20 protein-coding genes are annotated in these 26,715 nt (G+C 72.4%); 13 read left to right on the top strand and 7 right to left on the bottom strand.

All coding sequences use genetic code 11. The features are described 5' to 3' along the window. The first annotated feature begins 87 nt into the window (after positions 1-87). From ACZ63E_RS34690 to hpaD, 6 genes are all read left to right on the top strand, one after another. Positions 88-1,524 carry an aldehyde dehydrogenase family protein gene (locus tag ACZ63E_RS34690; RefSeq protein ID WP_465340447.1) on the top strand — a complete coding sequence of 479 codons (1,437 nt, stop codon included), beginning with the start codon at positions 88-90 and terminating at the stop codon, positions 1,522-1,524. 61 nt (positions 1,525-1,585) lie between these two features. Then, positions 1,586-3,001 carry a fumarylacetoacetate hydrolase family protein gene (locus ACZ63E_RS34685; RefSeq protein WP_465340446.1) on the top strand — a complete coding sequence of 472 codons (1,416 nt, stop codon included), beginning with the start codon at positions 1,586-1,588 and terminating at the stop codon, positions 2,999-3,001. Further along, positions 2,983-3,651 carry a GntR family transcriptional regulator gene (locus tag ACZ63E_RS34680; protein ID WP_465304483.1) on the top strand — a complete coding sequence of 223 codons (669 nt, stop codon included), beginning with the start codon at positions 2,983-2,985 and terminating at the stop codon, positions 3,649-3,651. Before ACZ63E_RS34685 ends, ACZ63E_RS34680 begins: the two co-directional genes overlap by 19 nt. Positions 3,652-3,667: 16 nt before the next feature. Then, on the top strand, positions 3,668-4,615 hold the full coding sequence (gene dapA, locus ACZ63E_RS34675) for a 4-hydroxy-tetrahydrodipicolinate synthase (protein WP_465340445.1): 948 nt from the start codon (positions 3,668-3,670) through the stop codon (positions 4,613-4,615). Then, the gene (gene hpaE, locus ACZ63E_RS34670) at positions 4,612-6,120 is read left to right on the top strand and encodes a 5-carboxymethyl-2-hydroxymuconate semialdehyde dehydrogenase (RefSeq protein WP_465340444.1); all 1,509 of its coding nucleotides are present in this window, start codon (positions 4,612-4,614) and stop codon (positions 6,118-6,120) included. Before dapA ends, hpaE begins: the two co-directional genes overlap by 4 nt. After that, on the top strand, positions 6,117-7,160 hold the full coding sequence (gene hpaD / locus ACZ63E_RS34665; protein ID WP_465340443.1) for a 3,4-dihydroxyphenylacetate 2,3-dioxygenase: 1,044 nt from the start codon (positions 6,117-6,119) through the stop codon (positions 7,158-7,160). The genes hpaE and hpaD overlap by 4 nt, the downstream gene beginning before the upstream one ends. On the opposite strand, the gene ACZ63E_RS34660 is transcribed toward hpaD, so the two are convergent. After that, entirely contained in the window at positions 7,143-8,951 is a 1,809-nt protein-coding gene (locus ACZ63E_RS34660) for a S9 family peptidase (protein ID WP_465340442.1), read from the bottom strand. The genes hpaD and ACZ63E_RS34660 overlap by 18 nt on opposite strands. Before the next feature lie 100 nt (positions 8,952-9,051). Between ACZ63E_RS34660 and ACZ63E_RS34655 the strand changes: the two genes are divergently transcribed. Further along, complete coding sequence (locus ACZ63E_RS34655; RefSeq protein ID WP_465340441.1) at positions 9,052-9,495, top strand: ATP-binding protein; 444 nt, start codon at positions 9,052-9,054, stop codon at positions 9,493-9,495. Positions 9,496-9,506: 11 nt separating this feature from the next. Here the strand turns inward: ACZ63E_RS34655 and ACZ63E_RS34650 are convergent, their stop codons facing one another. Then, the gene (locus ACZ63E_RS34650; RefSeq protein WP_465340439.1) at positions 9,507-12,359 is read right to left on the bottom strand and encodes an ATP-binding protein; all 2,853 of its coding nucleotides are present in this window, start codon (positions 12,357-12,359) and stop codon (positions 9,507-9,509) included. Between the two features lie 288 nt (positions 12,360-12,647). On the opposite strand from ACZ63E_RS34650, the gene ACZ63E_RS34645 reads away from it, so the two are divergent. After that, positions 12,648-14,186, top strand: coding sequence for a S8 family peptidase (locus tag ACZ63E_RS34645; RefSeq protein WP_465340437.1), 1,539 nt, complete (start codon positions 12,648-12,650; stop codon positions 14,184-14,186). Between the two features lie 50 nt (positions 14,187-14,236). On the opposite strand, the gene ACZ63E_RS34640 is transcribed toward ACZ63E_RS34645, so the two are convergent. The 3 genes from ACZ63E_RS34640 to ACZ63E_RS34630 form a co-directional block, all read right to left on the bottom strand. Continuing rightward, on the bottom strand, positions 14,237-15,682 hold the full coding sequence (locus tag ACZ63E_RS34640; protein WP_465340436.1) for a trypsin-like serine protease: 1,446 nt from the start codon (positions 15,680-15,682) through the stop codon (positions 14,237-14,239). An 85-nt stretch (positions 15,683-15,767) separates the two neighbouring features. Then, positions 15,768-16,676 (bottom strand): aminoglycoside phosphotransferase family protein, encoded by a 909-nt coding sequence (locus tag ACZ63E_RS34635; protein WP_465340435.1) that lies wholly within the window; start codon positions 16,674-16,676, stop codon positions 15,768-15,770. 71 nt (positions 16,677-16,747) lie between these two features. Next, complete coding sequence (locus ACZ63E_RS34630; protein ID WP_465340434.1) at positions 16,748-17,170, bottom strand: DUF6292 family protein; 423 nt, start codon at positions 17,168-17,170, stop codon at positions 16,748-16,750. Between the two features lie 165 nt (positions 17,171-17,335). Here ACZ63E_RS34630 and ACZ63E_RS34625 point away from each other — a divergent pair, with 165 nt between their 5' ends. The 4 genes from ACZ63E_RS34625 (at position 17,336) to ACZ63E_RS34610 (ending at position 21,540) form a co-directional block, all read left to right on the top strand. Beyond that, positions 17,336-18,733, top strand: a complete 1,398-nt coding sequence (locus ACZ63E_RS34625) for an FAD-binding oxidoreductase (protein ID WP_465340433.1) — start codon at positions 17,336-17,338, stop codon at positions 18,731-18,733. Continuing rightward, positions 18,715-20,010 (top strand): class I SAM-dependent methyltransferase, encoded by a 1,296-nt coding sequence (locus ACZ63E_RS34620; RefSeq protein ID WP_465340432.1) that lies wholly within the window; start codon positions 18,715-18,717, stop codon positions 20,008-20,010. The genes ACZ63E_RS34625 and ACZ63E_RS34620 overlap by 19 nt, the downstream gene beginning before the upstream one ends. Before the next feature lie 99 nt (positions 20,011-20,109). Continuing rightward, positions 20,110-20,313: a cold-shock protein gene (locus ACZ63E_RS34615; protein WP_004558414.1), complete on the top strand. Its 204-nt coding sequence runs from the start codon at positions 20,110-20,112 to the stop codon at positions 20,311-20,313. 294 nt (positions 20,314-20,607) lie between these two features. After that, complete coding sequence (locus ACZ63E_RS34610) at positions 20,608-21,540, top strand: acyl-CoA desaturase (RefSeq protein WP_465340431.1); 933 nt, start codon at positions 20,608-20,610, stop codon at positions 21,538-21,540. A 59-nt stretch (positions 21,541-21,599) separates the two neighbouring features. Here ACZ63E_RS34610 and ACZ63E_RS34605 read toward each other — a convergent pair whose 3' ends face one another. Next, positions 21,600-22,424: an endo-1,4-beta-xylanase gene (locus ACZ63E_RS34605; RefSeq protein WP_465340430.1), complete on the bottom strand. Its 825-nt coding sequence runs from the start codon at positions 22,422-22,424 to the stop codon at positions 21,600-21,602. A 127-nt stretch (positions 22,425-22,551) separates the two neighbouring features. On the opposite strand from ACZ63E_RS34605, the gene ACZ63E_RS34600 reads away from it, so the two are divergent. Further along, positions 22,552-23,613, top strand: a complete 1,062-nt coding sequence (locus tag ACZ63E_RS34600; protein WP_465340429.1) for a LacI family DNA-binding transcriptional regulator — start codon at positions 22,552-22,554, stop codon at positions 23,611-23,613. A 109-nt stretch (positions 23,614-23,722) separates the two neighbouring features. On the opposite strand, the gene ACZ63E_RS34595 is transcribed toward ACZ63E_RS34600, so the two are convergent. Then, the gene (locus ACZ63E_RS34595; RefSeq protein WP_465340428.1) at positions 23,723-26,701 is read right to left on the bottom strand and encodes a glycosyl hydrolase 115 family protein; all 2,979 of its coding nucleotides are present in this window, start codon (positions 26,699-26,701) and stop codon (positions 23,723-23,725) included. Between the last annotated feature and the right edge of the window lie 14 nt (positions 26,702-26,715).

Below are 26,715 nucleotides of genomic sequence, written 5' to 3'. Positions count from 1 at the left end.
CGGTCAACGGGCATGCGTGAGCGGACAAGACCCGCTCCGCCCCGGAACCCGATACTCGCCTCATCCAAGGCCGAGGAGGAACCCGGGATGGCGACACGCCTGTGCATCGACGGACAGTGGACCGAGGCCGGCGGCGGGACGATCCCGACGCGCGACCCCGCCACCGGCCGGGTGCTCGAAGAGGTCGGCACCGCGTCGAAGGCCGACGTCGACGCCGCCGTCGGGGCCGCCCGGCGGGCGCTGACCGCGCCCGGGTGGGCCGGGCTCCTCCCGGTCCGGCGCGCCGCGCTGCTGTTCCGGCTGGCCGACCTCGTCGAGGAGCACCACGAGGAGCTGGCCCGGCTGGAAACCCTCGACCAAGGGCAGCCGATCGGCGTCTCGCGGCAGGTGAGCGTGACCGGGGCGGCGGAGCACTTCCGCTACTTCGCCGGCTGGGTCACGAAGCTGCAGGGCACCACGAACCCGGTGTCCTTCCCGGACACGCTGCACTACACCCGCCGCGAGCCGGTCGGAGTGAACGCGCTGATCACGCCGTGGAACTTCCCGCTGATGATCCTCGCCTGGAAGCTCGCGCCCGCGCTGGCCACCGGCAACACCGTGGTGATCAAGCCGAGCGAGGTGACGCCGCTGACCAGCATCCGGCTCGTCGAGCTGGCCCACGAAGCCGGATTCCCGGCCGGCGTGGTCAACCTCGTGACCGGTGACGGCGCGGTCGGCGCCCTGCTGACCGAGCACGCGGGAGTCGACCACGTCTCCTACACCGGCTCGACGGCGGTCGGGAAGCTGATCACGGCGGCGAGCGCGGCGTCCAACCTCAAGCGGCTCACCCTCGAGCTCGGCGGGAAGGCCCCCAGCATCATCGCGGCCGACGCCGACATCACCGCCGCCGTGGCCGGCAACCTCGCGGGGGCGACGCTCAACACCGGCCAGGTCTGCGCGGCCTACACCCGCTTCTACGTCGACCGCAAGCGCGAGCAGGAGTTCGTCGACAAGCTGGCGCGCGGCCTCGAAGGACTCCGGCTCGGGCCGGGCACCGACGAAAACACCCAGCTCGGCCCGCTCGTGTCGGCCAAGCACCGCGAACACGTCGACTTCCTCGTCGGCACCGGCCGCGAGCAGGGCGCCGACCTGGTCACCGGCGGCAGCCCCGTCGACGGCGACGGCTACTTCTACACCCCGACGCTCTTCGCCGGCGTCACCGACGAGATGGCGATCATGCGTGAGGAGATCTTCGGGCCGGTGCTCGCCGTGACCGCCTACGACGACGGTGACGAGCTGCTGGCCCGCGCGAACGACACCGAGTACGGCCTGGCCGCGACGATCTGGACCCGCGACATCCGCACCGCCCAGCGCTACGCCGACGGGATCCGGGCCGGCGCGGTGTTCGTGAACATGCCGCCGGTCCCGGACATGGCCGCGCCGTGGGGTGGGTACAAGGCGTCCGGCTGGGGCCGCGAGATGGGCCCCTGGGCCCTGGACGCCTACACCGAGACGAAGTCCGTGTGGCTGCACTACGGCTACTGATCGTGCCGCAGATCGTATATCATTTGGGATATCTTCTCGTACCGGCAGGCAGGAACCACGGATGACCAGCATCGGGCGGCCCGGCAAGATCATCGCGCTGCACCTCAACTACCGCTCCCGCGCCGCCCAGCGCGGCCGGGTGCCGCAGCAGCCGTCGTACTTCCTCAAGCCGCCGACGTCGGTGGCGGCGAGCGGGGACGCGCTCGAACGCCCGGCGGGCACCGAGCTGCTGGGGTTCGAAGGCGAGATCGCGCTGGTCATCGGCCGCACCGCCCGCCGCGTCACCCCCGAAGACGGCTGGTCGCACGTCGGCGGCGTCACCGCGGCCAACGACTTCGGCGTGTACGACCTGCGCTACGCCGACAAGGGCAGCAACCTGCGGTCCAAGGGCGGTGACGGGTTCACCCCGCTCGGCCCGGCGGTGCTGCCCGCCGCCGACGTCGACCCGGCCGCGCTGCGCCTGCGCACCTGGCTGAACGGCGAGCTCGTCCAGGAGGACACCACCGGCGACCTGCTCTTCGGCTTCGGCCGGCTGGTCGCCGACCTCTCGCAGCTGATCACCCTCGACCCCGGCGACGTCGTCCTGACCGGCACCCCCGCGGGCGCGTCGGTCGCCGTCCCCGGCGACGTCGTCGAGGTCGAGGTCGACACGGCCGGGCACACCACCGGCCGGCTGGTCACCACGATCACCGAAGGGACCGTCCCGTTCGGACCGTACGGGGCGCTCCCCCGCGCCGACGAGCAGCAGCGGGCGGACGCCTACGGGACCTCCGAAGACTTCGAGCTGACCGCGGAGCTGCGAGAAAAGCTCGAGTCCGTCGGCACCGCGACACTGTCCGTCCAGCTCCGCAAGCGCGGGCTCGGCAACGTCTTCGTCGAAGGGCTCACTTCGACCCGGCCGGGCGCCCGGCTGACCGGCCGGGCCCGGACCCTGCGCTACCTCCCCCACCGCGAAGACCTGTTCAAGTCCCGCGGCGGCGGTTACAACGCCCAGAAGCGGGTGATCGACAGCCTCGGGCCCGGCGACGTCCTCGTCATGGAGGCCCGCGGGGAACACGGCACCGGCACCGTCGGCGACATCCTGGCGCTGCGGGCGCAGGTCCGCGGCGCGGCCGGGATCGTCACCGACGGCGGGGTGCGCGACCTCGCGGCAGTGTCCGCTTTGGACATTCCCACCTACCACGCCGGGCCGCACCCGGCGGTGCTCGGGCGCCGCCACGTGCCGTGGGACGTCGACGTCGCGATCGCCTGCGGGGGCGCGGCCGTCTGCCCCGGCGACGTGATCGTCGGTGACGGCGACGGCGTCCTGGTCATCCCGCCGGACCTGGTCGAGGAGGTCGTCGACGCGGCGATCGAGCAGGAGCGGCAGGAGACGTTCATCGCCGAGCAGGTCGCCGCGGGCGAGCGCGTCGAAGGCCTCTACCCGATGGACGAGCACTGGCGCGGGAGGTACGCCGAATGGCTCGCGAAGCGGTGAACGGCGCCGCGATGAGCAAGTCGCGGATCGCCTACCAGTGGATCAAGGCCCGGATCGGCGACGGCACCTTCTCCCCCGGCTACCGCCTCGTCCTCGGCCAGCTCGCCCAGGAGCTCGGCGTGAGCGTGGTCCCGATCCGCGAGGCCATCCGGCTGCTCGAGGCCGAAGGCTTGGTGACGTTCGAACGCAACGTCGGCGCGCAGGTCGCCATGGTCGACAAGAGCGAGTACCAGCACACGATGCAGACCCTCGCGCTGGTCGAGGGGTACGCCGCCGCGCTCGCCGCGCCCCACCTGGCCCCCGGCACGCTCGACAAGGCCCGCGCGCTCAACGCGGATCTGGCCGGCTGCCTCGGGCACTTCGAACCGGCGCGGTTCACCGCGCTCAACCGGGACTTCCACGCCGTGCTGTTCGACGCCTGCCCGAACCCGCAGGTCCTCGACCTGGTCCGGCGCGGCTGGGACCGCCTCGGCGGGCTGCGCACCTCGACGTTCAGCTTCGTGCCCGGCCGCGCCCGCGAGTCGGTGGCCGAGCACGAGCACATCCTCGCCCTCCTCGGCGACGGCGCGCCGGCCGCCGAGGTCGAACGGGCCGTCCGCGACCACCGGCTGGCCACGCTCGACGCGTACCTCGCCTACCGCCACCCCTGACGCAGAAAGGCACCCCATGCGCTTCCGCTCCGACCCCCAGGCCATCCGCGGGTCGATCGCGCCGCTGATGACGCCGTTCACCGCCGGCGGCGAGGTGGACCACGACGGCCTGCAGAACCTCGTGCGCTGGCAGCTCGCCTCCGGTTCGCACGGGATCTCGATCGGCGGGTCCACCGGCGAACCGGGTTCCCAGACCGTCGCCGAACGCGCCGAGGCGATCCGCACGGTGTCCGCCGAGGTCGGCGACCGGGTGCCGTTCGTGCCCGGCACCGGCTCGGCGAAGCTCGACGAAACCCTCGAGCTGACCGCGGCCGCGCGGGACGCCGGAATCGACGCGGCGCTCGTCATCACGCCGTACTACGCGCGGCCCACGCAGGACGCGTTGTTCGTCTGGTACCGCACGGTCTGCCGCGAGTTCCCCGACCTGCCGATCGTCGCCTACAACGTGCCGAGCCGGACCGCCGTCGACCTCGCGCCGGAGACGGTCGCGAAGCTCTACCGCTCGTGCGAGAACTTCGTCGGGATCAAGGAAACGACGAAGGACTTCGAGCACTTCTCCCGCGTGCTGCACCTCTGCGGCCGGGAGCTGCTGGTGTGGTCCGGGATCGAGCTGCTCTGCCTGCCGCTGCTGGCCCTCGGCGGCGCCGGGTTCGTCAGCGCGACGGCCAACATCGCCCCGGCCGCCTGCGCCGAGCTGTACACGGCGTGGCAGTCCGGCGACCACGAACGCGCCCGCGAGATCCACTACGGCCTGCACCCGCTGGTCGACCTGCTGTTCGTCGAGACCAACCCGGCGCCGGGCAAGTGGGTCCTGGAACAGCGCGGGCTGCTCGCGTCCGGGCACGTGCGGCCGCCGCTGATCCCGCCGACCGAAGCGGGTCTCGCCCGGATCAAGGACCTGATGGCGGAAGGCGCGAAGTACCTGTCGCCGACCGAAGGCTTCACTGTGGAGGGGAAGGCATGACCCACTACGTCCCGGACGGACTGCCGGGCGAGCTCAAGCACCACATCGGCGGTGAGCTCGTCGACAGCGTCTCCGGCAAGACCTTCGACGTGCTCGACCCGGTGTCCAACACGCCGTACGTGACCGCCGCGGCGGGGCAGGCCGAGGACGTCGACCGGGCGGTGGCCGCGGCGCGCCGGGCGTTCACCGACGGGCCGTGGCCGCGGATGCTGCCGCGGGCCCGCGCCCGGGTGCTGAACAAGATCGCCGACGCCGTGGAGGCGCAGGACGCCCGGCTCGCCGAGCTGGAGACGTTCGACACCGGTCTGCCGATCACCCAAGCCCTTGGGCAGGCCCAGCGGGCGGCCGAGAACTTCCGGTTCTTCGCCGACCTCGTCGTCGCCCAAGCCGACGACACCTACCAGGTGCCCGGCCGCCAGGTGAACTACGTGCACCGCAAGCCGGTCGGCGTGGCCGGGCTGATCACGCCGTGGAACACGCCGTTCATGCTGGAGAGCTGGAAGCTCGCGCCCGCGCTGGCCTCGGGCTGCACGGTGGTGCTCAAGCCGGCCGAGTTCACGCCGCTGTCGGCGAGCCTGTGGGCGGGGATCTTCGCCGGCGCCGGGCTGCCGGACGGTGTGTTCAACCTGGTCAACGGTTTCGGCGAGGAAGCGGGCGACGCGCTCGTCAAGCACCCGGACGTCCCGCTGATCTCCTTCACCGGCGAGACCACCACCGGCCAGACGATCTACCGCAACTGCGCGACCGGCCTCAAGGGCATGTCGATGGAGCTGGGCGGCAAGTCCCCGGCGATCGTGTTCGCCGACGCCGACCTCGACGCCGCGCTCGACTCGACGCTGTTCGGCGTCTTCTCCCTCAACGGCGAACGCTGCACCGCGGGCAGCCGGATCCTCGTCGAGCGCCCGATCTACGACGAGTTCTGCGAGCGCTACGCCGAGCGGGCGCGCAGCATCGTCGTCGGCGACCCGCACGACCCGGCCACCGAGGTCGGCGCGCTGGTGCACCCCGAGCACTACGACAAGGTGATGAGCTACGTCGAGCTGGGCAAGGCCGAGGGCCGGCTGCTCGCGGGTGGCGGGCGTCCGTCCGGTTCGGACACGGGGAACTACGTGGCGCCCACGGTGTTCGCCGATGTCCCGTCGTCCGCGCGGATCTTCCAGGAGGAGATCTTCGGGCCGGTGGTCGCGTTGACGCCGTTCGACACCGAGGCCGAGGCTTTGGCGCTGGCCAACAACGTCAAGTACGGGCTCGCCGCGTACCTGTGGACGTCGGACCTGCGGCGGGCGCACACTTTCGCGCAGTCGGTCGAAGCCGGGATGGTCTGGCTGAACTCGCACAACGTGCGCGACCTGCGCACCCCGTTCGGCGGGGTCAAGGCGTCCGGCCTCGGCCACGAAGGCGGCTACCGCTCACTCGACTTCTACACCCACCAGCAGGCGATCCACGTCTCGCTCGGGCCGGTGCACACGGCCCGCTTCGGCAGCGTCCAGAAAGGACAGTCATGACCGCCACCCCGCCGGACGTCCTCCGCTGCGCCTACGCCGAACTGGTCGTCACCGACCTCGCCGCGTCCCGCGATTTCTACGTCGGCGTGCTCGGGCTGGTGGTGACCCACGAGGACGCCGAGGCACTCTACCTGCGTGCGTTCGAGGAGTACCTGCACCATTCCCTGGTGCTGCGCAAGGGATCCACGCCCGCGCTGGCCGTGCTGGCCTACCGCGTCCGGAGCGCGGCGGACCTCGACCTCGCCGAGGCGTACTACCGCGAGCTCGGCTGCCGGGTGGAGCGCCGGGCGGCCGGCGCGACCCGCGGCATCGGCGAGGCGGTCCGCGTCGAGGACCCGCTCGGGTTCCCCGTGGAGTTCTTCCACGAGGCCGAGCACGTCGAGCGGTTCACGCAGCGCTACGACGTCCACGGCGCGGGCGCGCTGGCGCGGCTGGACCATTTCAACCTCGACACCCCGGACGTCCCGGCGGCCCGGAAGTACTACGAGGGCCTGGGTTTCCGCGTGTCGGAAGACATCCAGGACGACGAAGGCACGGTGTACGCGGCGTGGCTGTTCCGCAAGCCGACCGTGCACGACGTCGCGCTGACCGGCGGGGACGGGCCGCGGCTGCACCACATCGCGTTCGCGTCGCACGAACGGCACCAGATCCTGCACATCTGCGACCACCTGGGCGCGCTGCGCCGGTCGGGCATGATCGAACGCGGGCCGGGCCGCCACGGCGTCTCGAACGCCTTCTACCTCTACGTCCGGGACCCCGACGGCCACCGCGTCGAGCTCTACACCCACGACTACTACACCGGCGACCCGGACAACCCGGTGATCACCTGGGACGTGCACGACAACCAGCGCCGCGACTGGTGGGGCAACCCGGTGGTGCCGAGCTGGTACACCGACGCGTCGGTCGTCCTGGACCTCGACGGCGAGGTGCGGCCGGTCGTCGAACGGGCCGAGCCGCGCGAAGCCGACGTCACCATCGGCGCGGACGGGTTCTCCTTCAGCACCGGCGAGGCCGAGTTCAAGCTAGGCGAGCAGGTGTGAGAACCACGCCCGCGTGCGGTCGAGAACGTCGATCTGGTGCGCGCGTCCGCGGATCGAGTGGCCCTCGCGCGGGTAGACGACGAACTCGTGGGGCCGGTCGCCGAGCGCCCAGTGCAGGAGTTCCGCCTGGGACAGCGGGACGTTCGTGTCGTCCTCGCCGTGCAGGATGAGGACGGGCGTGCGGATCTTCGCGGCGTGGGTGATCGGGCTGTTGCGCGCGCCGCCCAGCCCGGCTTCGAACCGGCTGTGGTCGCCGGTGGCGGCCAGCAACGGCCAGTCGATGACCCCCGCGCCGACCACGGCCGCCTTGAACCGGTCGGTCTGCGTCACGGCCCAGGCGGCGAAGAACCCGCCGTGGCTCCAGCCGCCGATCCCGAGCCGGTCCGGGTCGGCGACCCCTTCGGCGACCAGCAGGTCGATCCCCACGAGGACGTCGGTGAGCTCGGCGCCGCCGACGTCCCCGGCGACGCTCTCGGCGAAGGCGTGCCCGTGGCCGAGGCCGCCGCGGGCGTTGGGCAGGAACACGGCGAAGCCGGCGGGCGCGAGCCACTGTCCCGACCCGTGCCAGCCCAGGTGGAACCGGTCGGCGTTCCGGTCGTACGGTCCGCCGTGGACGACGGTGACCAGCGGGAACGGCCCGTCGCCGCGGGTCTTGCCGGGCGGGAGGACCAGGACGCCGTCGAGGTCGAGGCCGTCCTCGGCGCGGTAGTGCACGCGGTGCTGGGTGCCCCAGCGGATGCCCGCCGGGCCGGTCTCGCTGAGCCGGACGAGCTTCTCCGGCGGTCCGGCGCAGACCTCGTCCGGCTCGGTCCCGGTACTCGCGATCACCGCGATGTCGCCCGAGTCGCTCGCGGAGAGGCCGGACAGGGAACCTCGTGCTTCCGCGACCTTCACGTAGGTCCGGGTGGCGGGGTCGAGACGGCGGACGCTCGTGTCGAGGCCTTCGGCGAACAACGCGAGCCCGCCCGGTGCGAGTTCCAGCGGGCAGACGGTCATCCCGGCGGTGAGGTTGTGGTGCCCGGGCACGGCGAAGACGGCGCTCCCGCCGATCAGCCCGGGCGGAGTGAGGCCGAGGTAGGTCAGGCGCCATTCGTCTTCGTTGCGGAACCAGCTGAGGGAGGACGCTTCGAGCGCGGGGACACCGAGGTCTTCGGTCGCACCGGTGGTGAGGTCGACGAGGTGCAGCCCGGGCTCGAAGACCCCGGGCTCCCGGTCGGCGCACGACCAGGTGAGTACGGCGAGGGTCTGCCCGTCCGGCCGTGGCTCGACCTGATCGACGTGCCGCTCACCGAGGTCACCGAGCGGCCGGACGGCGCCGGTCGTGAGGTCGGCCAGCCAGAGCCGGTCCGGGGCCACGGCCGTGTCCCACCGCGGTGACGCACGCCCGACCGACCGGACGCGCGGATCCGCCGGCTCCTCGTCGCCCGGCGCGATCAGCACCACCGAGTCCCCGCCGGGCAGCGGCGCGAAGCCGGTCACGGCCAGGTCCGTCAGCCGCGACGGCTCGTCGTCCGCCAGGCCGATCCGGTGGAGCTGCGAGGTGCCGCGCTCACCCCGATCGGAAAGGAAGAGCACCGTGTCCCCGGACCACCGCGGCTCGTGGTCCCGCGCGGGGCTCGGCGCGAGCTCCCGCGGCGGGGCACTGCCGCCGGCCGGCGCCAGCCACAGGCCGCTGACCAGGTGCCCGCCGACGCGGGAGGTCACGTACACGACCCACCGGCCGTCCGGGGAGATCCGCGGCGTGCGAGGCACGACCCGGTCCACCACGGTTTCCGCCGTCAGCTCCCCCACGCAGTACCCCCGTTCCGGTGGCGCCAGTCTGCCAGGCCCATCCAACCGGCGGGTGAGACCGAACACCTCCCGAGGAAGCCCGGTGCGAGGGAGCGACAGGATGGACGTCGGTGGTCAGCTGCCGCCCGACTGGGAGCAGGCCGTGGAGTGGCTCAGCCTGCGCGTCGCGACGGCGGCGGAGCTGAAGCTCGACCTGAGCACCCGGCCGTCACCGCGCCGGATCCGCGCGACGGTCGCCGACTGCCTCGCCTTCGGGCGCCCGCGCGAAGAGCTCCTCGGCGCGCTCCTGCTGGTCGTCGACGAGCTGGTGAGCAACGCCTATCGCCACTCCTCCCGGCCGTCGTGGCTGCAGGTGACGAGGCAGCGCGGCGGCCTGCTGGTGGAGGTGGCCGACGAGGACAGCTCGATCGAACCGGTGGCGGCCGGCGGCGGGTTCGGCCTGCGGCTGGTGGACCAGCTTTCGCACGGCTGGGGCGTCCGGACCACCCCGGCCGGCAAGGTCGTGTGGGCGCTGGTGCCGAACCGGACGTTCCTCGAACGCTGAGCCCGCCGGCCTCAGCCCGTGCGCAGCTCACCCCGCGACCGCACCTTCAGCTTCCGCAGCACGTTGGCCACGTGCTGCTCGACCGTCCGCCGGGACAGGAACAGCACCTCCGCGATCTCGCGGTTCGTGTGCCCGTCGGTCAGCAGCCGGGCGACGTCGCGCTCGCGCGGTGAGAGCTCGTCTCCGTATCCCCGGCGGCCGCGGCGGGACGGCGCCGTCGCCCCCGTCGAGCGGAACGTGTGGCGGCAGCGGGCCGCGTCCCGGGTCGCGCCGAGGGCCGCGAAAACGTCCGCCAGGTCGCCGAACTCCGCGGCTGCCGTCGGCTCGCCGCTGTCCAGGCGGCACCGCGCCCGCCGTTCCGCCGCCAGCGCCGCCGAGTAGGGCGCCGGGAGCCGCTCGTACCGGTCACGGGCCTCTTCGAACGCCTTCACCGCGTCGGCGACCTCGCCGTCGTGCGCGGCGACGATCCCGCGTCCCTCGGCGAGGACCGCGGCCGCCATCGGCGCGTCCAGGAGGCTCGTCTCGCACTCCAGCTCGGCCAGCAGCTCCCGGGCGGCGCCGGCGCGGCCGGTCCGGCAGAACGCCTCCGCCGCGGCCGGGACCAGGTCCCCCGCCCAGGCCCAGACTCCCTTGGTGCGCAACAGCTCCAGCCCGCGCGCGGCCTCGGCCGCCGCCGCGTCGACGGCGTCCTGCGCGAGCAGCATCCCGGCGATCCCGCCGTGCGCGGCGACCACCACCGGGGTGAACGCGTTCTCCGGCCGGTCGACGCCGGTGGCCGCGAAGCAGGCCGCCGCGCGGTCCCAGGCGCCCCGCGCGGTGGCGAGCAGGCCCAGGACCAGCGACAGCTCGCTGGTGACCGGCAGCAGGTCGCGGTACTCCGCCAGCAGCGCGAGCGCGCGCTCGTCCAGCCCGGCCCACGCGCCGCCGAGCCAGTCGATGTGCACCCCCGTGGTCCGCGCCGTGCTGACCACGTACGGCGTCCCGGAGTCGGCCGCGAGCTGCATCCCGCGTTCCAGCAGGCCGCGCGCCCGGCGGTGGTGCCCGGTCCACGCGCCCGCGTCGGCGGCGTTGCAGTAGAGCCGCGCGAGCTGGCGCTGTTCCTCGGCCGTGCCGGCGACGGCCGGCGCGCCGTCGAGCGACGCCCAGGCCCGCGGGTCGCCGGTGTGCAGGCGGGACGGAATGTTGTTGGCCATCAGGGTGAGCCGCAGCCGCGCGTCGGCCGCGGTCTCGATCAGCGTGTCGACCCGGTCGAGCCACGGCCGGTGGACGCGCAACGGCGTCGCGCCGATCCACGGCTGGGCGAGCACCGCCATGCCACGCCCGGCCAGGTCCGGGCGGTGCCCGAGGCCGGCCAGCGCCACCTCGATCTCGGCCCGGGCCGCCTCCAGCCCGCCGGCCTGCCGGATGAGCAGCAGCCCGAGGCTCAGCCGGATCTCCGCCGACAGCCGGCCGGACAGCCGGTCGTCGGTGAGCAGCGCTTCCAGCGTCGCGACGACCTCGGCCTGGGACACGTCGTTGTTGGCCACCGAAGCCAGCTTCGCGGCCAGTCTGTCCACATCGGACGGTTCGAGGTCGGGGGCGGCCAGCAGCGCCCGCACCAGCCCGATGGCCGTCGCCGGGTCGCCGACGTCGATCGCGCGGTCGGCCGCGGCCTCGCCGTACCGCAGGGCGTCGGCGGTGTCCCCGGCCTTGCGGCTGTGCTCGGCCAGCCGCACCAGGGGCGCCGGCCGCCGACCGGCCAGCGCGCGGACCACCCGCCGGTGCAGCTCCTGACGCGAAGGTCCCGGGATCGTCCCGTACGCGGCCTGCTGCGCGAGCTCGTGCCGGAAGCCGTAGCGGCACTCGGCGACCTCGACCAGCACGGCGCGTTCGAGGGCCAGGACCAGCGCGTGCCGCCCGCGAGCCGCACCGAGGCCCGCGACCGTCGTGAGCAGCTCGGCCGGCGCGGGTTCCGCGAACACCGCGGCGGCTTCGGTGATCCGGCGCGCGGCGAGCGGTAGCGTCGCGAGCCGCTCGACCGTCGCTTCCCGCAGCAGCGCGGGCACCTCGGCGGTGTCGAGCAGCCGCCGCGCGGCCGCGCCGTCGGCGTGCACCGCCCCGGCGGGGTTGCGCAGCGCGTGCAGGGTCTCCTCGACGACGAACGGGATCCCGGCCGTGCGTTCGTGCAGCCGCGCCGCGAACGCGGCGGACACCCCGGGCTCGCCGAGCAGGGCGCCGGCCAGCCGCCGCACGCCGTCCGGGCCGAGCGGGCCGAGCCGCACCAGCGTGGTCGAGCTGCCCGGCGCCGGCCGGTGCGCGCGGCCCAGCGGGAGGTCGCCGGGCACGTCCTCGGGCCGGTAGCTCACCACCAGGACCGTCCCGGGCGGCAGGTCGCTCATCAGGAACCGCAGCAGCCGCCGCGACCCGTCGTCGGCCCAGTGCAGGTCTTCGACGACCAGCACCAGCGGTCCCAGCAGGTCCAGCAGCTCGCGGACGGCGCGGAAGAAGCGGTGGGCTTCGGCGCGGCCGTCACCCAGGAGCTCCGGGGCCGGCGGCAGCTGCGGCGCCAGCTCCGGCAGGTACCGGCCGAGGACACCGGCGAGCGGGCTCAGCCGCGCCGCGGCCGGCAGGTACTTCCCCGCGTCGCCGAGCGCTTCGACGAGGACGCCGTACGGGAACGGCTCCCGCAGCGGCTGGCAGCAGCCGGCCAGTACGCGTGTCCGGGCGAGCTCCGGGCGGGCCAGCAGCTCGCCGGTCAGCCGGGTCTTGCCGACCCCCGCCTCCCCCTCGAGCACGAGCACCGCGGGCGGGCGCACGGCGGCGGACACGAGCGCGGCGAGCTCGTCCGCCCGCCCGATCAGGACCGGTGAACTGGTCCTGGCCACGATCCCGTCCGTCATCGCCGTCCCCCGCCTGAAAGCGGCACGCCCACCCGGACCACCCTGTCCGAATGGTCCGGAGCTTAGGTCCGCCGCTCGGGCGCGCGGAACCCGCGCGAGCGGGCACGGAACTTTCGTAGGGGCGCCGCCGGAGCCATTAGTTACGTAGCCCTACGGGGCGCTGCCTCGCTTGTTAGTGCAGGTGATCACCCCTGAGAGTGAGACGGCGGTGGCTCTCGGTCACCTGGCCGCGCCGCGCACCGATTCACCTGTTCGAGTGAGTGGAGCTGAAGCATGCGCACAGTTCATCGGAAGGCGGTCGTCCTCGCCGCGGCGGTCCTGGCCACCCTGGCCACGACCGGCGCGGCCGCCGCCGCCCAGCCGGAAGGCACCGTGGTCACGGCCCGCCAGCACTACGGCGACCAGTACATCGTCGTGCTCAAGGACGCCCAGGGGCTCGCGAACCCGGCGTCGCTGGCCGGCCGGTACGGCGGCGAGGTCCGGTCGACCTACAGCCGCGTCCTGCACGGGTTCTCCGCGCGGCACCTCACCGCGGCGCAGGCGCGGCGGCTGGCGGCCGACCCGGCGGTGGCGGCGGTCTACGAAGACGGCACGGCGACGATCGCCGGCACCCAGGCCAACCCGACCTGGGGCCTGGACCGCATCGACCAGGCGAACCTGCCCCGCGACAAGTCCTACACCTACCCCAACACCGGCGAAGGCGTCACGGCCTACGACCTCGACACCGGGATCAAGCCGGACAACCCGGAGTACGAAGGCCGCGCCTCGATCGGCAAGGACTTCGTCGGCGGCAACGGCAGCGACTGCAACGGCCACGGCACGCACACCGCCGGGACGATCGGCAGCAAGACCTACGGCGTCGCGAAGAAGGTCAAGCTCGTCGGGCTCAAGGTGCTCGGCAACGACTGCTCCGGCAACGGCCCGGACTCCGCCGCGGTCGACGCGATCGAGTGGGTGACGGCCAACGCCGTCAAGCCCGCGGTGGCGAACATGAGCCTGACCATGGACCAGGTCGGCGTGGGCGACGACGCGATCAAGCGCTCGATCGCGGCCGGGATCGTCTACTCGGTGGCCGCGGGCAACAGCTCCACCGACGCCTGCAACACCAGCCCGGCGCACGTGCCCGAGGCGATCACGGTGAACGCCTCCGACGAGAACGACAACCGGGCGTCGTTCTCCAACTACGGCACCTGCACCGACCTCTTCGCGCCGGGCAACAACATCACCTCGCTCGGGCTGTCCAACGGCAGCAGCGCGAACATGAGCGGCACCTCGATGGCGACCCCGCACGTCACCGGCGCGGCCGCGCTCTACCTGGCCGCCAACCCGGGTGCGACGGCCCAGCAGGTTCGGGACGCGCTCGTCGGCGGCGCCACCTCGGGCGTGGTCAAGAACGCCGGCAGCGGCTCGCCGAACAAGCTGCTCAACGTGTCGTTCATCGGCGGCGGCACCCCGCCGTCCCGGTGCGGCGCGAAGTCGAACACGACCCCGGTGGCCATCCCGGACGCCGGGGCCGCGGTCACCAGCTCGGTGACCCAGGACGGCTGTGACGGCAAGGCGTCCGCGTCGCTGGCGGTGAAGGTGGACATCAGCCACTCCTACCCCGGTGACCTGGTGATCGACCTCGTCGGCCCGGGCGGCGCGGTCTTCGGACTGCAGAAGGCCGGTGGCTCCGGGACGGCGTCGGGTGTCCACACCACCTACTCGGTGAACGCGGCGAGCGAGGCCGCGAACGGCACCTGGCAGCTGCGGGTGCAGGACGTCTACCGGTTCGACACGGGAACGATCGACGGCTTCACGATCACGTTCTGACGCGGGCCGGGCGGGAGGCCGTGGCGCGGCGGCCTCCCGCTCGTTCGTCCCTATTGGACGGTCAAGGTGTACTTGGCCGTCGCCGTCTTGCCGGTCGAGTCCTTCGCCGTCACGGTGACCGGGTAGGTCCCGCGCTGGAACGGCCCGACCACCTGCATCTGCGACGTCCCGGCGCCGTTCACCGTCGAGGGGTTGAAGAACGGCGCGAACGACAGGCCGGTGCCCGACAGCGTCACGGTGCCGGTGCCGCCGGACACGGTGACCGTCGCGGTGGTGAAGAAGCCGGGCTGCACGGTCCCGCTGCCGGGGTTGACACTCACCTTCAGGTCACCGGTGGGCGGTTGGCCGGTGCCGACGGTCAGGGTCAGCTTCGCGGTCGCGGTGCCGCTCGGGCCGGTGCCGGTGACCGTGACCGGGTAGTCCTGCTGCGGGGTGTTCGCCGCCGTCTCGATGGTCAGCTTGGCCGACTCGCCGGAGTTGATCGTCGCCGGCTGGAACGTCGCCTTCGCCCCCGCCGGCAGGCCCGACGCGGTCAGGTCGACCTTCTCGCTCCCGTTCTGGCCCGCGGTGCTGGTCACCGTGGCCGAGACGTACTTGCCCGGGTCGACCTTGACGCTGCCGGGCGTGACCCCGAGACCGAAGGTCTGCGGCGGGGTGACGTCGCCGATCTGCTGCGCGACCCAGTCGCCCATGTCGTTGTTCAGGCGCCCGTAGACGCTGTACCACTTGAAGTCGCTGCGGCTCCACGACGCGACACCGGTGACCTTGCCGTCGACGATCAGCGGGCCGCCGCTGTCGCCGGGCAGGATCGTCACGTGGCCGTCGGAGTACCCGCTGCAGATCATCGTGGCTTCCTGGAAGCCGGCGCCGACGCCGCTGCAGTTGCTCCCGGCCACGACCGGCAGGCTGAACTTCGTCAGCGTGACGTCGCGGGTGTTGTCGTTGAAGTCCTTCTTCCCGTACCCGAGGCCCAGCCCGGTCTTGCCCGGCTTGTTCAGGTCGGTGTCGGCCGACGTCGCCACCTTGGCGTACTTCCCGCCCGGCACCGGGATGTCCCGGTCGGTGGTCACGACCGCGACGTCGTACCCCTGGTCGAAGTTGACGTACTTGGGGTGCGTGTCGTAGCTGGTGACGCCGATGGGCGTGCCGCCGCCGGCGTTGAGGTCGTCCAGCCCGTACAGGAAGGACTTCTGCCCTTCGGCGGCCTTGCAGTGGGCGGCGATGAGGATCTTCCGCGGCGCGACCACCGAACCGGTGCAGGTCTGCCCCAGCGGCCGGGTGCCGCCCTCGCGCAGGCCCGCGATGATGAACGGGTAGTCGGCCACCGAAGCCGGCGACCCGCCGACCGAAGACGGCGAAACCCCGGCCGGCAGCGGGGTTCCGCCGAGCGGGGTGACCGCGGGCGGGTTCCCGGCCGCCCCGGCGTCGGGGACGGCGAACAGCGGCAGGGCGAGGACGGCGGCGAACGCCCCCAGCAAGCGTTGTCTCGAGTTCACGGCAGCTCCTTAGGTTGCTGCCGGTCACCTTCCGGTGACGCCGGGTGCGAGAACAACCGGGGAGCCACCCCGTACGGCTACGGAACTATTGCCCGCCGAGGACCTCGCCGAGCACGCGCCGGGCGGCCACGGCGTCGGCGTCGTCCCGGCCCAGGGCCTGCGCGCAGGCGACGAGGGTCTTCCAGAGGGCCCACCCGCGGCCGCGCGCCCAGGTCGCGTCGTCGACGGACAGCCGCTCGCGGAACGCCTCGCGGGCGTCGCCGGTCAGCAGCGTCCACGCGATGGCGACGTCGCAGGCCGGATCACCGGCGCCGCAGGTCCCGAAGTCGAGAACCGCGGCCAGCTCGCCGTTTTCGAGCAGGATGTTTCCCGCGGCGACGTCACCGTGGAACCAGCGCGTCACGCCGTCCCAAGGGGCGTCCACCGCGGTCTTCCAGACCTCACGGACCCGGGCGGTGTCGACGTGGCCATCCAGTTTCGCGAGCGCGCGCTCGGCGGTTTCTTCGTACGTGCGCACTGTCCCGCCCCGGAACCAGTTGTGCTTCCCGGGTCCGGGCGCGCCGACAGGGTCGACGCTCTGCAGGGCGGCCAGGAACCCGGCCAGGTCGTGCGCGAACCGGACGGGGTCGGCGATCCGGTCGGCTCGGGCGGGCTCACCGTCGAGCCAGGCGTAGACCGACCACGGGTGCGGATACCCCTCGCCGGGCGAGCCTGCTCCTAGCAGGACGGGGATCGGGAGCGGCAGCCGCGGCGCGAGCACCGGCAGCCACTGCTGTTCCTTCGCGACCGCCAGGGCGTATTCGGATGCGCTGGGCAGCCGCACCACCTTGTCCGCACCCAGGTGAAAGGTCCAGTTGTCCCAGCCGCCGCGGGCCACCGGCCGCACCGGGAGCCCGGCCCACTCCGGGAACTGCGCGGCGACGAGCCGGCGCACCTGGTCGACGTCGACGGTCAGGCGCCGCGGCGCGGGGCCGAGCGGGGACGGGCTGCTCACCAGTGTCCGATCCGGGAGGGGGCGGGGAACCGCGCGACATCATGCCAGCTCCCCGGGCAAGGTGCGCGGCCTTAAACCGGCTTCACCTCGGTGAGCAGCTGCTCGTGGTCGCCGGCTTCGCGCAGCTTCGGCGCTTCGAGCAGGCCTGCCGCCGGGTCGTCCGCGCGCACGGCCGCGAGGAAGCGGACGACGGCGCGAGGCTCCGGGTGCACCTCGCGGCCGAGGTAGACCAGGACGGTCGAGGCGTCCCCGCCCGCGTCCTCGATCGCGGCCGCCCACCCGTGCACCTCGTCCCAGACGAGCGAGAGGTCGTGGCCGGGAAAGCGGTCCAGCCGCCAGTCGAGGGCGATGTACGCGGCGGCGGGCGTGCCCGCGTCGAGCGTGCAGGACTCCAGTCCCACCCCCACCGCCCGGGCGACGGCGCCGAGGTACCTCCGCAGCCGCCGCTCGAACGAGAACTCCGTGTCGCGCCCGAAGTCGATCAGAATGCTCAACGCCGCCCCGCTTTCCCCGTGCCGCCGCGGGATCCCCGCGGTCCGAGCGCCGGATACCCCGCCCAGGGGCGATCAACCGCGAAGTTCCCACCTCGCGGGACACCCGGATCTTCCTCACGCCGGAGGCGCGGTGCGCCCGCTCTTCCCGTGAGGCAGGATCAGGTGGTGACCACCCAACGGGCCGGTGCCCCCGAAGCCCCGGCCTTCCCCGACCACGAAGCCCGTGTCGACGCCCTGCGGCGACAGCTCACCGCCCTCGGCGGCGAAAGCACCGTCCGGCTGGCGAAACGGACGTCCAACCTCTTCCGCGCCCGAACCCGGACGAAACACCCGGGCCTGGACGTCTCCGGGTTCACCCACGTGCTGCGCGTCGACCCCGAGACCCGCACCGCCGACGTCGAAGGCATGGTCACCTACGAGCAGCTCGTCGACGCGACGCTGCCGCACGGCCTGATGCCGCTGGTCGTCCCGCAGCTGAAGACGATCACCCTCGGCGGCGCGGTGACCGGGCTCGGCATCGAGTCCTCGTCGTTCCGCAACGGCATGCCGCACGAGTCGGTGCTGGAGCTCGAGGTGCTCACCGGCGACGGCGGGATCGTCGTCGCGCGCCCGGACAACGAGCACAGCGCGCTCTTCCACGGCTTCCCCAACTCCTACGGCTCCCTCGGCTACGCCCTCCGGCTGCGGATCCTGCTGGAGCCGGTGAAGCCCTTCGTGCGAGTGCGCCACGTCCGCCACCACGACCGGGAGACCTACTTCACCGCGCTGGGCGAGATCTGCCGGACCAGCGAGTTCGAGGGTGCGCACGTCGACTTCGTGGACGGCACGGTGTTCGGCCCGGACGAGCTGTACCTCACGCTCGGCACGTTCACCGACCACGCGCCGGCGACCAGCGACTACACCTGGCTGGACATCTACTACCGCTCGATCCAGCGGCGCGAGACCGACCACCTGACCGTCCGGGACTACCTCTGGCGCTGGGACACCGACTGGTTCTGGTGCTCCCGCGCGTTCGGCGTGCAGCACCGGCTGCCCCGGTTGCTGCTCGGCCGGCGGCTGCTGCGCTCGTCGGTGTACTGGAAGGCCGTGGCGCTCGACCGCCGGTTCAAGATCGCCGACAAGCTCCTCAAGCTCCGGCGGATGCCGCCCGAGGAGACGATCGTCCAGGACATCGAGGTGCCGCTCGCGCGCGCCGCGGAGTTCCTCGAGTTCTTCGAGCGCGAGATCCCGATCAGCCCGGTCTGGATCTGCCCGCTGCGCCAGCGCCCCGGCGGCGTCCGCTGGCCGCTCTACGAGCTGAACCCGGACGAGCTGTACGTCAACTTCGGGTTCTGGTCGGCCGTCCCCCTCGACCCCGGCGAGCGGGACGGCGTGCACAACCGGATGATCGAAGCCGAGGTCACCCGGCTCGGCGGGCACAAGTCGCTCTATTCGGACAGCTTCTACGCCGAGGACGAGTTCTGGCGGCTCTACAACGGCGACGTCTACCGGGACCTCAAGCGGACCTACGACCCCGCCGGGCGGCTGCTCGGCCTCTACGAAAAATGCGTCCGCCGCCGGTGAAAGGAACCATCGTGACCCAGGAAAACACCTCCGTCGGCGCCGTCTTCGAGCGCCTGCTCGGCCCGCGGGCCCAGGTGTCGATCACCGCCTACGACGGCAGCAGCAGCGGCCCGGCCGACGCGCCGGTGGCCATCGAGGTGCGCTCGCCGCTGGCGCTGGACTACCTGATGTCCTCCCCCGGCGACCTCGGCCTCGCCCGCGCGTACGTCGCCGGCGCGCTGGACGTCACCGGCGACCTCTACACGGCGCTGCACGCCCTCTCGGCCCAGGTCGACCAGCTCTCGACGGCCGACCGCGTGTGGCTGCTGCGCCGGCTCGGGCCCCGCCACCTGCGGCTGGTCAAACCGCCGGCCGAGGAGCACCCGAGCCGGTTCCGCCGCGGCATGACCGCGCTGCGGCACTCGAAGGAACGCGACAGCGAGGCCATCGCCAGCCACTACGACGTGTCCAACCGGTTCTACGAGCTGGTCCTCGGCCCGTCGATGGCCTACACGTGCGCCGTCTACCCGTCGGCGGAGGCCACCCTCGAGGAGGCCCAGGCGAACAAGTTCGACCTGATCTGCCGCAAGCTCGGCCTCAAGCCCGGGATGCGGCTGCTCGACGTCGGCTGCGGCTGGGGCGGCATGGTCGCGCACGCCGTCCGGCACTACGGCGTCGAAGCGCTCGGTGTCACCCTTTCGCGTGAACAGGCGCAGTGGGCGCAGAAGAACGTCGTCGCCCTCGGCCTCGCCGACCGCGCCGAGATCCGCCACCTCGACTACCGGGACGTCACCGAGACGGGCTTCGACGCGATCTCGTCGATCGGCCTGACCGAGCACATCGGCGCGCGCAACGTGCCCGGGTACTTCCGCTTCCTCGCCGGCAAGCTCAAGCCGCACGGACGCCTGCTCAACCACTGCATCACCAACCCGGACAGCAGCGTCGCCCACCGCTCCCGCGGGTTCATCGACCGCTACGTCTTCCCGGACGGCGAGCTGGAGTCGCCCGGCGAGCTCGTCACGGCGATGCACGACGCCGGCCTCGAGGTCCGGCACACCGAGAACCTGCGCGAGCACTACGCGACGACGCTGGGGGCGTGGTGCGCCAACCTCGACGAACACTGGGACGAGGCGGTCGCCGAGGCCGGCCCCGGGCGCAGCCGCGTGTGGGCGCTCTACCTCGCGGCCTGCCGGCTGGCGTTCGAACGGCGGGAGATCGAGCTGCACCACATCCTCGGGGTGCGGACCGACAGCGAGGGCGGAATGGGCATGCCGCTGCGCCCCGATTGGGGAGTTTGACGACCGGGCTGGCCCGTCCGGACCGGTAATGGGAGGATGGTCGTGAGACCGGGTGTCCGAACGGGACGTCCAGGCTCACTACAAAGAGTAGGTATGGGTATGGCTCAGGGCAGTGTCAAGTGGTTCAACGGCGAAAAGGGCTTCGGCTTCATCGCGCAGGACGGCGGGGGTCCGGACGTGTTCGTCCACTACTCCGAGATCCAGGGCAGCGGCTTCAAGTCGCTCGACGAGGGCCAGCGCGTGGAGTTCGAAATCGGCCAGGGCCAGAAGGGCCCGCAGGCCCAGCGCGTCAGCGTCATCTGAGCCACGAGGCACCCAGGCCCTCGCCCCGGCACTTGCCGGGGCGGGGGCCTTTCTCGTTCGCGCCACACCGCGGGTTTACAACGGTCAGGTAACGTGGAGGGGGTCGAGAGCCCCTCGGATGCCGGCGTCCTGCCGGTCTCGCTCCCGGCCCACGGGCATCGAGGCGGATCGCCGAACAGGAGCGGCGACGCGCCCCGCCCCACCGAAGACCGCTGACCGCCGGGTGTTTCCCGCTCCCCGGCCCCCGTGCGTGAGCCCGGCTCCGCGCGCGAACGACGTCGAAACGAGTAGTGCATGACAGCCTCCGTGAAGGCTCCCCGTCCCGTCGCCAAACCCGTGCTCTCCGGCCGTCAGACCGTGGCCGAGCTGATCACCATCCGCACGTTCCTCCTCGTCCCGTTCCTCGCGCTCGCCGCGGCCGTCCCGGTGTTCTGGGGCTGGGGCGTCAGCTGGCTCGACCTGACCATCGGCGGCGCGTTCTTCGTGCTGTCGACCCTCGGCATCACCGTCGGCTACCACCGCTACTTCACCCACGGCGCGTTCCGCGCCAAGCGCGCGCTGCGGATCGCGCTGGCCGTCGCCGGCGGGCTCGCCGCGCAGGGCCCGGTGATCGGCTGGGTCGCCGACCACCGCCGGCACCACGCCTTTTCCGACCGGGAAGGCGACCCGCACTCGCCGTGGCTGTTCGGCACGTCGCCGATGGCGCTGGCGCGCGGCTTCTGGCACGCCCACATGGGCTGGCTCTTCGGGCGCGACAAGACCAACATCGACCGCTTCGCCCCCGACCTGGCGGCCGACCGCGACATGCGCGTCGTCGACCGGCTCTTCCCGCTGTGGGTCGTGGTGAGCCTGCTGGTCCCGCCGCTGCTCGGCGGCCTGATCACCCTTTCGTGGTGGGGCGCGCTGACCGCGTTCCTCTGGGCCGGCCTGGCGCGGATCTCCTTCCAGCACCACGTGACGTGGTCGGTGAACTCGATCTGCCACATGATCGGCGAACGCCCGTTCACCAGCCGGGACCGCTCGGCGAACTTCTGGCCGCTCGCGATCCTGTCGATGGGTGAGTCCTGGCACAACACCCACCACGCCGACCCGACCTCGGCCCGCCACGGCGCGCAGCGCGGGCAGATCGACATCTCGGCGCGGGTCATCTGGCTGTTCGAGAAGCTCGGCTGGGCGTGGAACGTCCGCTGGCCGACGGCCAAGCGGCTGGCCGCCCTCGCCCGCTGACCCACGCCTCCGGACCCGCCTCCGCGGCCTCGACGGGCCGCGGAGGCGACTTCGTCCGGTCAGGGGTTGATCCGCGTGTAGGCCGGCTTCGGCCGCAGGTTCTCGTCGAACAGGCAGGCCGCGCCCTCGCCTGGGAAGACGTCCGGGACCCACGAGTGCCGGTCCGTGAAGCCCCACGTCGCGAATTCGACGCACCGCCGAACCGCCTGGCAGCCGTCCCACAGCCGGTCGAAGTAGCTCGCCTGCGTGTCGAGCGTCAGGCGGTCCAGGTTGGCGCGGTACCCGGCCGGGAAGCCGTACCGGATCGACAGGTGCGCCTGGACGCCGACGCCGCCGATCGGCACACCCTGCCGCCGCAGCGTCTTCACCAGGTCGTAGACCGCGTCGCTCTTCGGGTTGCGGCCTTCGATGTTGCAGTCGTTGAGGTAGAGCGTCGCCTTCGGGTCGGCCGCGTGGGCCCAGCGGAAGACGCCGGCGACGAAGCCGTCACCGAGCTTCTGCCGGAAGACCGTGTCGCGGCGGGTGCCGTCCTCGTTGAAGATCTCGTTGACGACGTCCCGGGCGCGGACCTTTCCCTGGTACCGCTTGACTTCCGTCGTGGTGTGGTCCCGCAGGACGCGTCTCAGCTCGTCGGCGGGCAGCGCGGCGACCCAGTCCGGGAGCTGCGAGTGCCAGACGAGCGTGTGACCGCGGACGGTCTTGTGGTGCGCCTGCGCGTACCGCACGATCGCGTCCGCGCCGGACCAGTCGTACTGCCCGCGCACCGCCTCGACGGTGCCCCACTTCATCTCGTTCTCGGGGGTCACGTTGTCGAATTCGCGGGTGAGCACGGCCGGTAATCGGTTTGTTCGCCAGGTACGCCGCGGGCGCCTGCCATGCGGCAAAACCAGCGACGACCGCGACCGTCAGCAGAGCGCGTTTAATAGGAATACTTCGCAGCATCTCTTTTCTCCGTTTTCCGAAAGTTTCGACGAGTGTCAATTCGGGTTTCGATGACCTAGAATCTCCTTCATGACAACGAAGTCCGAGGACCTCGAGCCCGTGGCGTCCCGGGTGACCATCGCCCGGATCGCCGCCGAGACCGGGGTTTCCGTCCCGACTGTTTCGAAGGTGCTCAACGGTCGTCCCGACGTCGCCGAAAGCACCCGGGCGCGGGTGGAAGCGGTCATCGGGAAATACGGATACCGCCGTCGGGCGGACGAGCGCTCCCGCCGTTCCCGGCTGCTGGAACTGATGTTCCACGAACTCGAAAGCACGTGGGCGCTGGAAATCATCCGCGGGGTCGAGTTCGTCGCCCGCGAAAACGGAATGGCGGTCGTGCTGGCCGAATCGTCGGGCCGGCACACGCCGGGGCAGAGCTGGCTGGAGAGCGTGCTCGCCCGGCGGCCCGTCGGCATCGTGTCGGTGTGCTCCGACTTCACCGGCGGGCAGCTGGCGAAGCTGCGCGCCCGCGACATCCCGCTGGTGGTCGTGGACCCGGCCGGTGCGCCCGGCCCGGAGACGCCCTCGATCGGGGCCACCAACTGGCAAGGCGGGCTGACGGCCACGCGGCACCTGGTGGAGCTGGGCCACCGCCGGATCGCGATGATCGGCGGCCCGGACGGCGTGCTGTGCAGCCGCGCCCGCATCGACGGCTACCGCACGGCGCTGGAGACGGCCGGCCTGGCATTCGACCCGGCCCTGGTCCGCCGCGGCGACTTCCACACCCGGTCGGGCTATCGCGAGCTGGCGTCATTGCTGACCCTCCCCGACCGCCCGACGGCGGTGTTCGCGGGCAGCGACCTGCAGGCGCTGGGGGTGTACGAGGCCGCGCGCGACGCGGGGCTGCGCATCCCGGACGACCTGAGCGTGGTCGGGTTCGACGACCTCCCGATCGCCCGCTGGCTGACCCCGGAGCTGACCACGATCCGCCAGCCCCTCCAGGAGATGGCGGCGGCGGGTGCCCGGCTGGCGATCTCGCTGGCGAGGGGGACACACCCGGAGAGCCACCGGCTGGAGCTGGCGACGAGCCTGGTGGTCCGGCACAGCACGGCGGCACCGGCGATCGAGGTGGTTCCGGCGGGCCGGGGATAACCGGCCGCCGGCGGGCTTCCGGGCGCCGGAACTGTCGGTACCCACCGGTAGAGTGGAAGACGGGGGGCGCCCCCGCGGGCGGTCGCCCGCCTCGATTCCGCGGCAGCCCTCATCCCGGCCACCGCAGGCTCTCCGGCGGCCCCAGATAGCTCGGCCGCACCCCGCCCGTGTCGACGACCAGCTTCCGCACCACCACCGCCGGGTCGACCATCCACACCTTCAGCACGTGCGGGCCCACCGCGCTCACCTCGTGCCGCGTCGAGGTCAGGTTCACGTTGTCCGAAGTGGTCCGCTCCCGCTGGCGGTTCATGGTCGTGTCATCCGCGCCCGTCGCCTTCGTGATGTTCACGACCTGCGGCGGCGCGTCATCGAAGGACACCGCGTACCGCAGCCCGTCCCCCGGCAGGACGTTGCTGCGCGGCGAAAGGTACGCCCAGACCGTCACCGGACCGGCCGTGAACAGCGTCATCCGGTACTCCAGGCGCGGTCCGGCGCCCGCCGCGTGGCTCGGGGACGTCACCGGGAACGGCGTCATGCCGAGGTCCGGGATGCGCCGCCAGGTCACGCCCGCGACACCGATGTTCGCGGTGCACCCCGAAGCCTCCATCGACACGTATCCCCCGGCTTCGACGAACCCGCGCCGCCACGACGGCGGCACGACCGGGTTGCGCACCACCGCGTCCACCACCACCGAAGCCCCCGCGCCCGAGACCGTCACCGGCACGGTCGTCACGCCTCGGGGCGCCCGGCTCCAGTCGATCCGCACCGTCACGCGCAGCTCCTCCTCCACCCGGCCGCCGCGCGGCTCGGCCACGACCCAGGGCACCGCGGCGGAAACCGTGCAGCGGAACGCCGTCCGGCCGCGGTTGAAGACGTCGATGTACTGCGGTGGCGCCGTCTGGAACGGGCTGAACTCCGGCAGCGCCGGACGCCCCGCGGCGCCCGGCCACGCCTCCGCCGAGCCGTCCACGGCGACACCGAGCGAAGCGGCCGAAGGCACCGAGAGCCGTTTCACCGCCGGGAAGATCACGTCCGGCAACGCCACGTTGTCCTTCTCCGGCTGCTGCCACGGCGCGTTCGGCCCGTACCGCTCGACGTCGCCGTAGTCGATGTGCGGCTGGGTCTGGAACCCCCGCCACTTGCCGCCGGCGATGCCGGTGTTGTACTTCTCCGCCAGCGCCAGGTCGTCGGCGAACCGGGCCTCGGTGACGGCGGCGAGCCCGTTCGCCGATGCCCGGCCCTGGGCCGCGTAGAGCAGGTTCGTGAACTCGGCCCGCCGCAGCGCGTACAGGTTCGCCGACGCCGTCACCTCGTAGAGCACCAGTTCGTAGAAGGCGTCACGCCAAGCGGAGGGCAGCCGCGCCGAGATCCGCGACGCTCTTGCCGACAACGCCTGCCACTCGGCCGTGACCCGGTCCAGCTCGCCGTAGTTGACCAGGCTGAACGGCGACGCCTGGTCGTCGTAGACGATCGTGCCGTCCGGCTGGAGCGTGATCAGCCGGTTCAGCAGCTCCGGCTTCCGCCGGGACTGCAGCCGTCCGTAGTCGTGGAGCACCGACGCGATGTCGGACGCCAGGGCGGAGCCGAAGTTCTCGGCGGCGAAGGCCCGCTCCCAAGTGGACAGCCGTGATGCGGGCAGCGCCGAGGGATCCCACGCGAAGTCGAGGAAGAACTGCAGCGGCAGCTCGTTGCCCTTCAGGTCGCCGACGTTGGCCACCCACAGCCGGTCGTTCCCGTACGAAACAGCCTGGTTCAGCTGCTCCCACGTGTTCGCGATCAGCGCGGTGTCGACCCACTTGTAGTTGCGGCCGCCGCCGACGTAGTCGAAGTGGTAGTACAGCCCGAACCCGCCGGGGTGCGGCGGCAGCGAGAGGTCCGGGTGCTTGCGGATGTTGCCCCAGTTGTCGTCGGTGAACACCACGATGACGTCGTCGGGCGGCCGCAGGCCCTGCGCCCAGTACCGCTGCACCTCCTTGTAGAGCGTCCACACCTGCGGGACGTCCGTGCTCAGCTCACGGGCCAGGATCTCCCGCTCCGCGGCGATGATCTCCCGCATCAGCTCGATGCCGTCACCGTCGGGCAGGCTGACGTCGCCGTTGCCGCGCATCCCGAGCGTGACCACACCCTCGAAGCCTTCCCGGGCCATCCGGCGGATGCCGTCGGTCCAGTACGCCTTGATCGCCTCGCCGTTGCGGCGGAAGCTCCACTCCCCCGTGCCGCCGTACGGGTCGTGCCCCGGGGACGCGTGCCGGTTCCACTCCTCGATCCCGCGCATCATCGGCGCCTCGTGGGACGTGCCCATGACCACGCCGTACTCCTGGGCGGTGGCGTGGTTCAGCGGGTCGTCCTCGGCGAACGCGCGGCCCCACACCGCCGGCCACAGGTAGTTGGCGCGCAGCCGAAGCATCGTCTCGAAGACCTTGGCGAAGAACTTGTGGTTGAACCCACCGGGATAACCCGGCGCGAGACCCGGCCCGAAGAACGCCGGCGCCCACGTCCCGAGCGCGGGGTTCTCGTCGTTGATGAAGAACCCGCGGTACTTCACGTGCGGTGTCCCCAGGCTGAACCGCTCGCCCGGAAGGTGCAGCTCCGAAGCCCGGGCAGGCGGGACGTCGGCCCACCAGTACCACGGCGACACGCCGATCCGCCGCGAAACCTCGTAGACGCCGTAGATGACGCCCCGCTGGTCGCTGCCGGTGAGCACCAGCCGTCCGTCGACGACCTGGCTCAGCGACGTCTCCCACTTCCCGGCGATGTCACGGACGTCCAGGCGGCCGGCGGCGGCCAGTGAGTCGACCAACGGGCTGTGCCCGAGCGTGCCGACCAGCACCACCGGCCCGTGCGCGGGGACGGCGTCCGCCACGACCGGCCGGATCCCGGTGACCCGCTCGACGTCGGCGGCCAGGTCGGCGGCCACCCGCCGGACGCCCGGCCGGTCACCGGGGTCAACCACGATCGTCGCGGCCTTTCCTCGCGACACCAGCGGGAACCCCGTCCCGGCTTCGGCGAGCCCGGGCGCGGCGACCGACCCCGCGCCGGCCACGGCGAGCAACTGCAGGAAGGCACGACGGTGGACCTCGGACGGCACGGCAGACCTCCTGA

This window comes from Amycolatopsis sp. NPDC104819, assembly GCF_055583145.1.
This window is presented reverse-complemented; position numbering and strand designations above follow the sequence as displayed.

Coding starts and splice junctions, on each gene's coding strand:
- ACZ63E_RS34690 (WP_465340447.1), top strand. CDS start 88: ATGGCGACACGCCTGTGCATCGACGGACAGTGGACCGAGGCCGGCGGC.
- ACZ63E_RS34685 (WP_465340446.1), top strand. CDS start 1,586: ATGACCAGCATCGGGCGGCCCGGCAAGATCATCGCGCTGCACCTCAAC.
- ACZ63E_RS34680 (WP_465304483.1), top strand. CDS start 2,983: ATGGCTCGCGAAGCGGTGAACGGCGCCGCGATGAGCAAGTCGCGGATC.
- dapA (WP_465340445.1), top strand. CDS start 3,668: ATGCGCTTCCGCTCCGACCCCCAGGCCATCCGCGGGTCGATCGCGCCG.
- hpaE (WP_465340444.1), top strand. CDS start 4,612: ATGACCCACTACGTCCCGGACGGACTGCCGGGCGAGCTCAAGCACCAC.
- hpaD (WP_465340443.1), top strand. CDS start 6,117: ATGACCGCCACCCCGCCGGACGTCCTCCGCTGCGCCTACGCCGAACTG.
- ACZ63E_RS34655 (WP_465340441.1), top strand. CDS start 9,052: ATGGACGTCGGTGGTCAGCTGCCGCCCGACTGGGAGCAGGCCGTGGAG.
- ACZ63E_RS34645 (WP_465340437.1), top strand. CDS start 12,648: ATGCGCACAGTTCATCGGAAGGCGGTCGTCCTCGCCGCGGCGGTCCTG.
- ACZ63E_RS34620 (WP_465340432.1), top strand. CDS start 18,715: ATGCGTCCGCCGCCGGTGAAAGGAACCATCGTGACCCAGGAAAACACC.
- ACZ63E_RS34615 (WP_004558414.1), top strand. CDS start 20,110: ATGGCTCAGGGCAGTGTCAAGTGGTTCAACGGCGAAAAGGGCTTCGGC.
- ACZ63E_RS34610 (WP_465340431.1), top strand. CDS start 20,608: ATGACAGCCTCCGTGAAGGCTCCCCGTCCCGTCGCCAAACCCGTGCTC.
- ACZ63E_RS34600 (WP_465340429.1), top strand. CDS start 22,552: ATGACAACGAAGTCCGAGGACCTCGAGCCCGTGGCGTCCCGGGTGACC.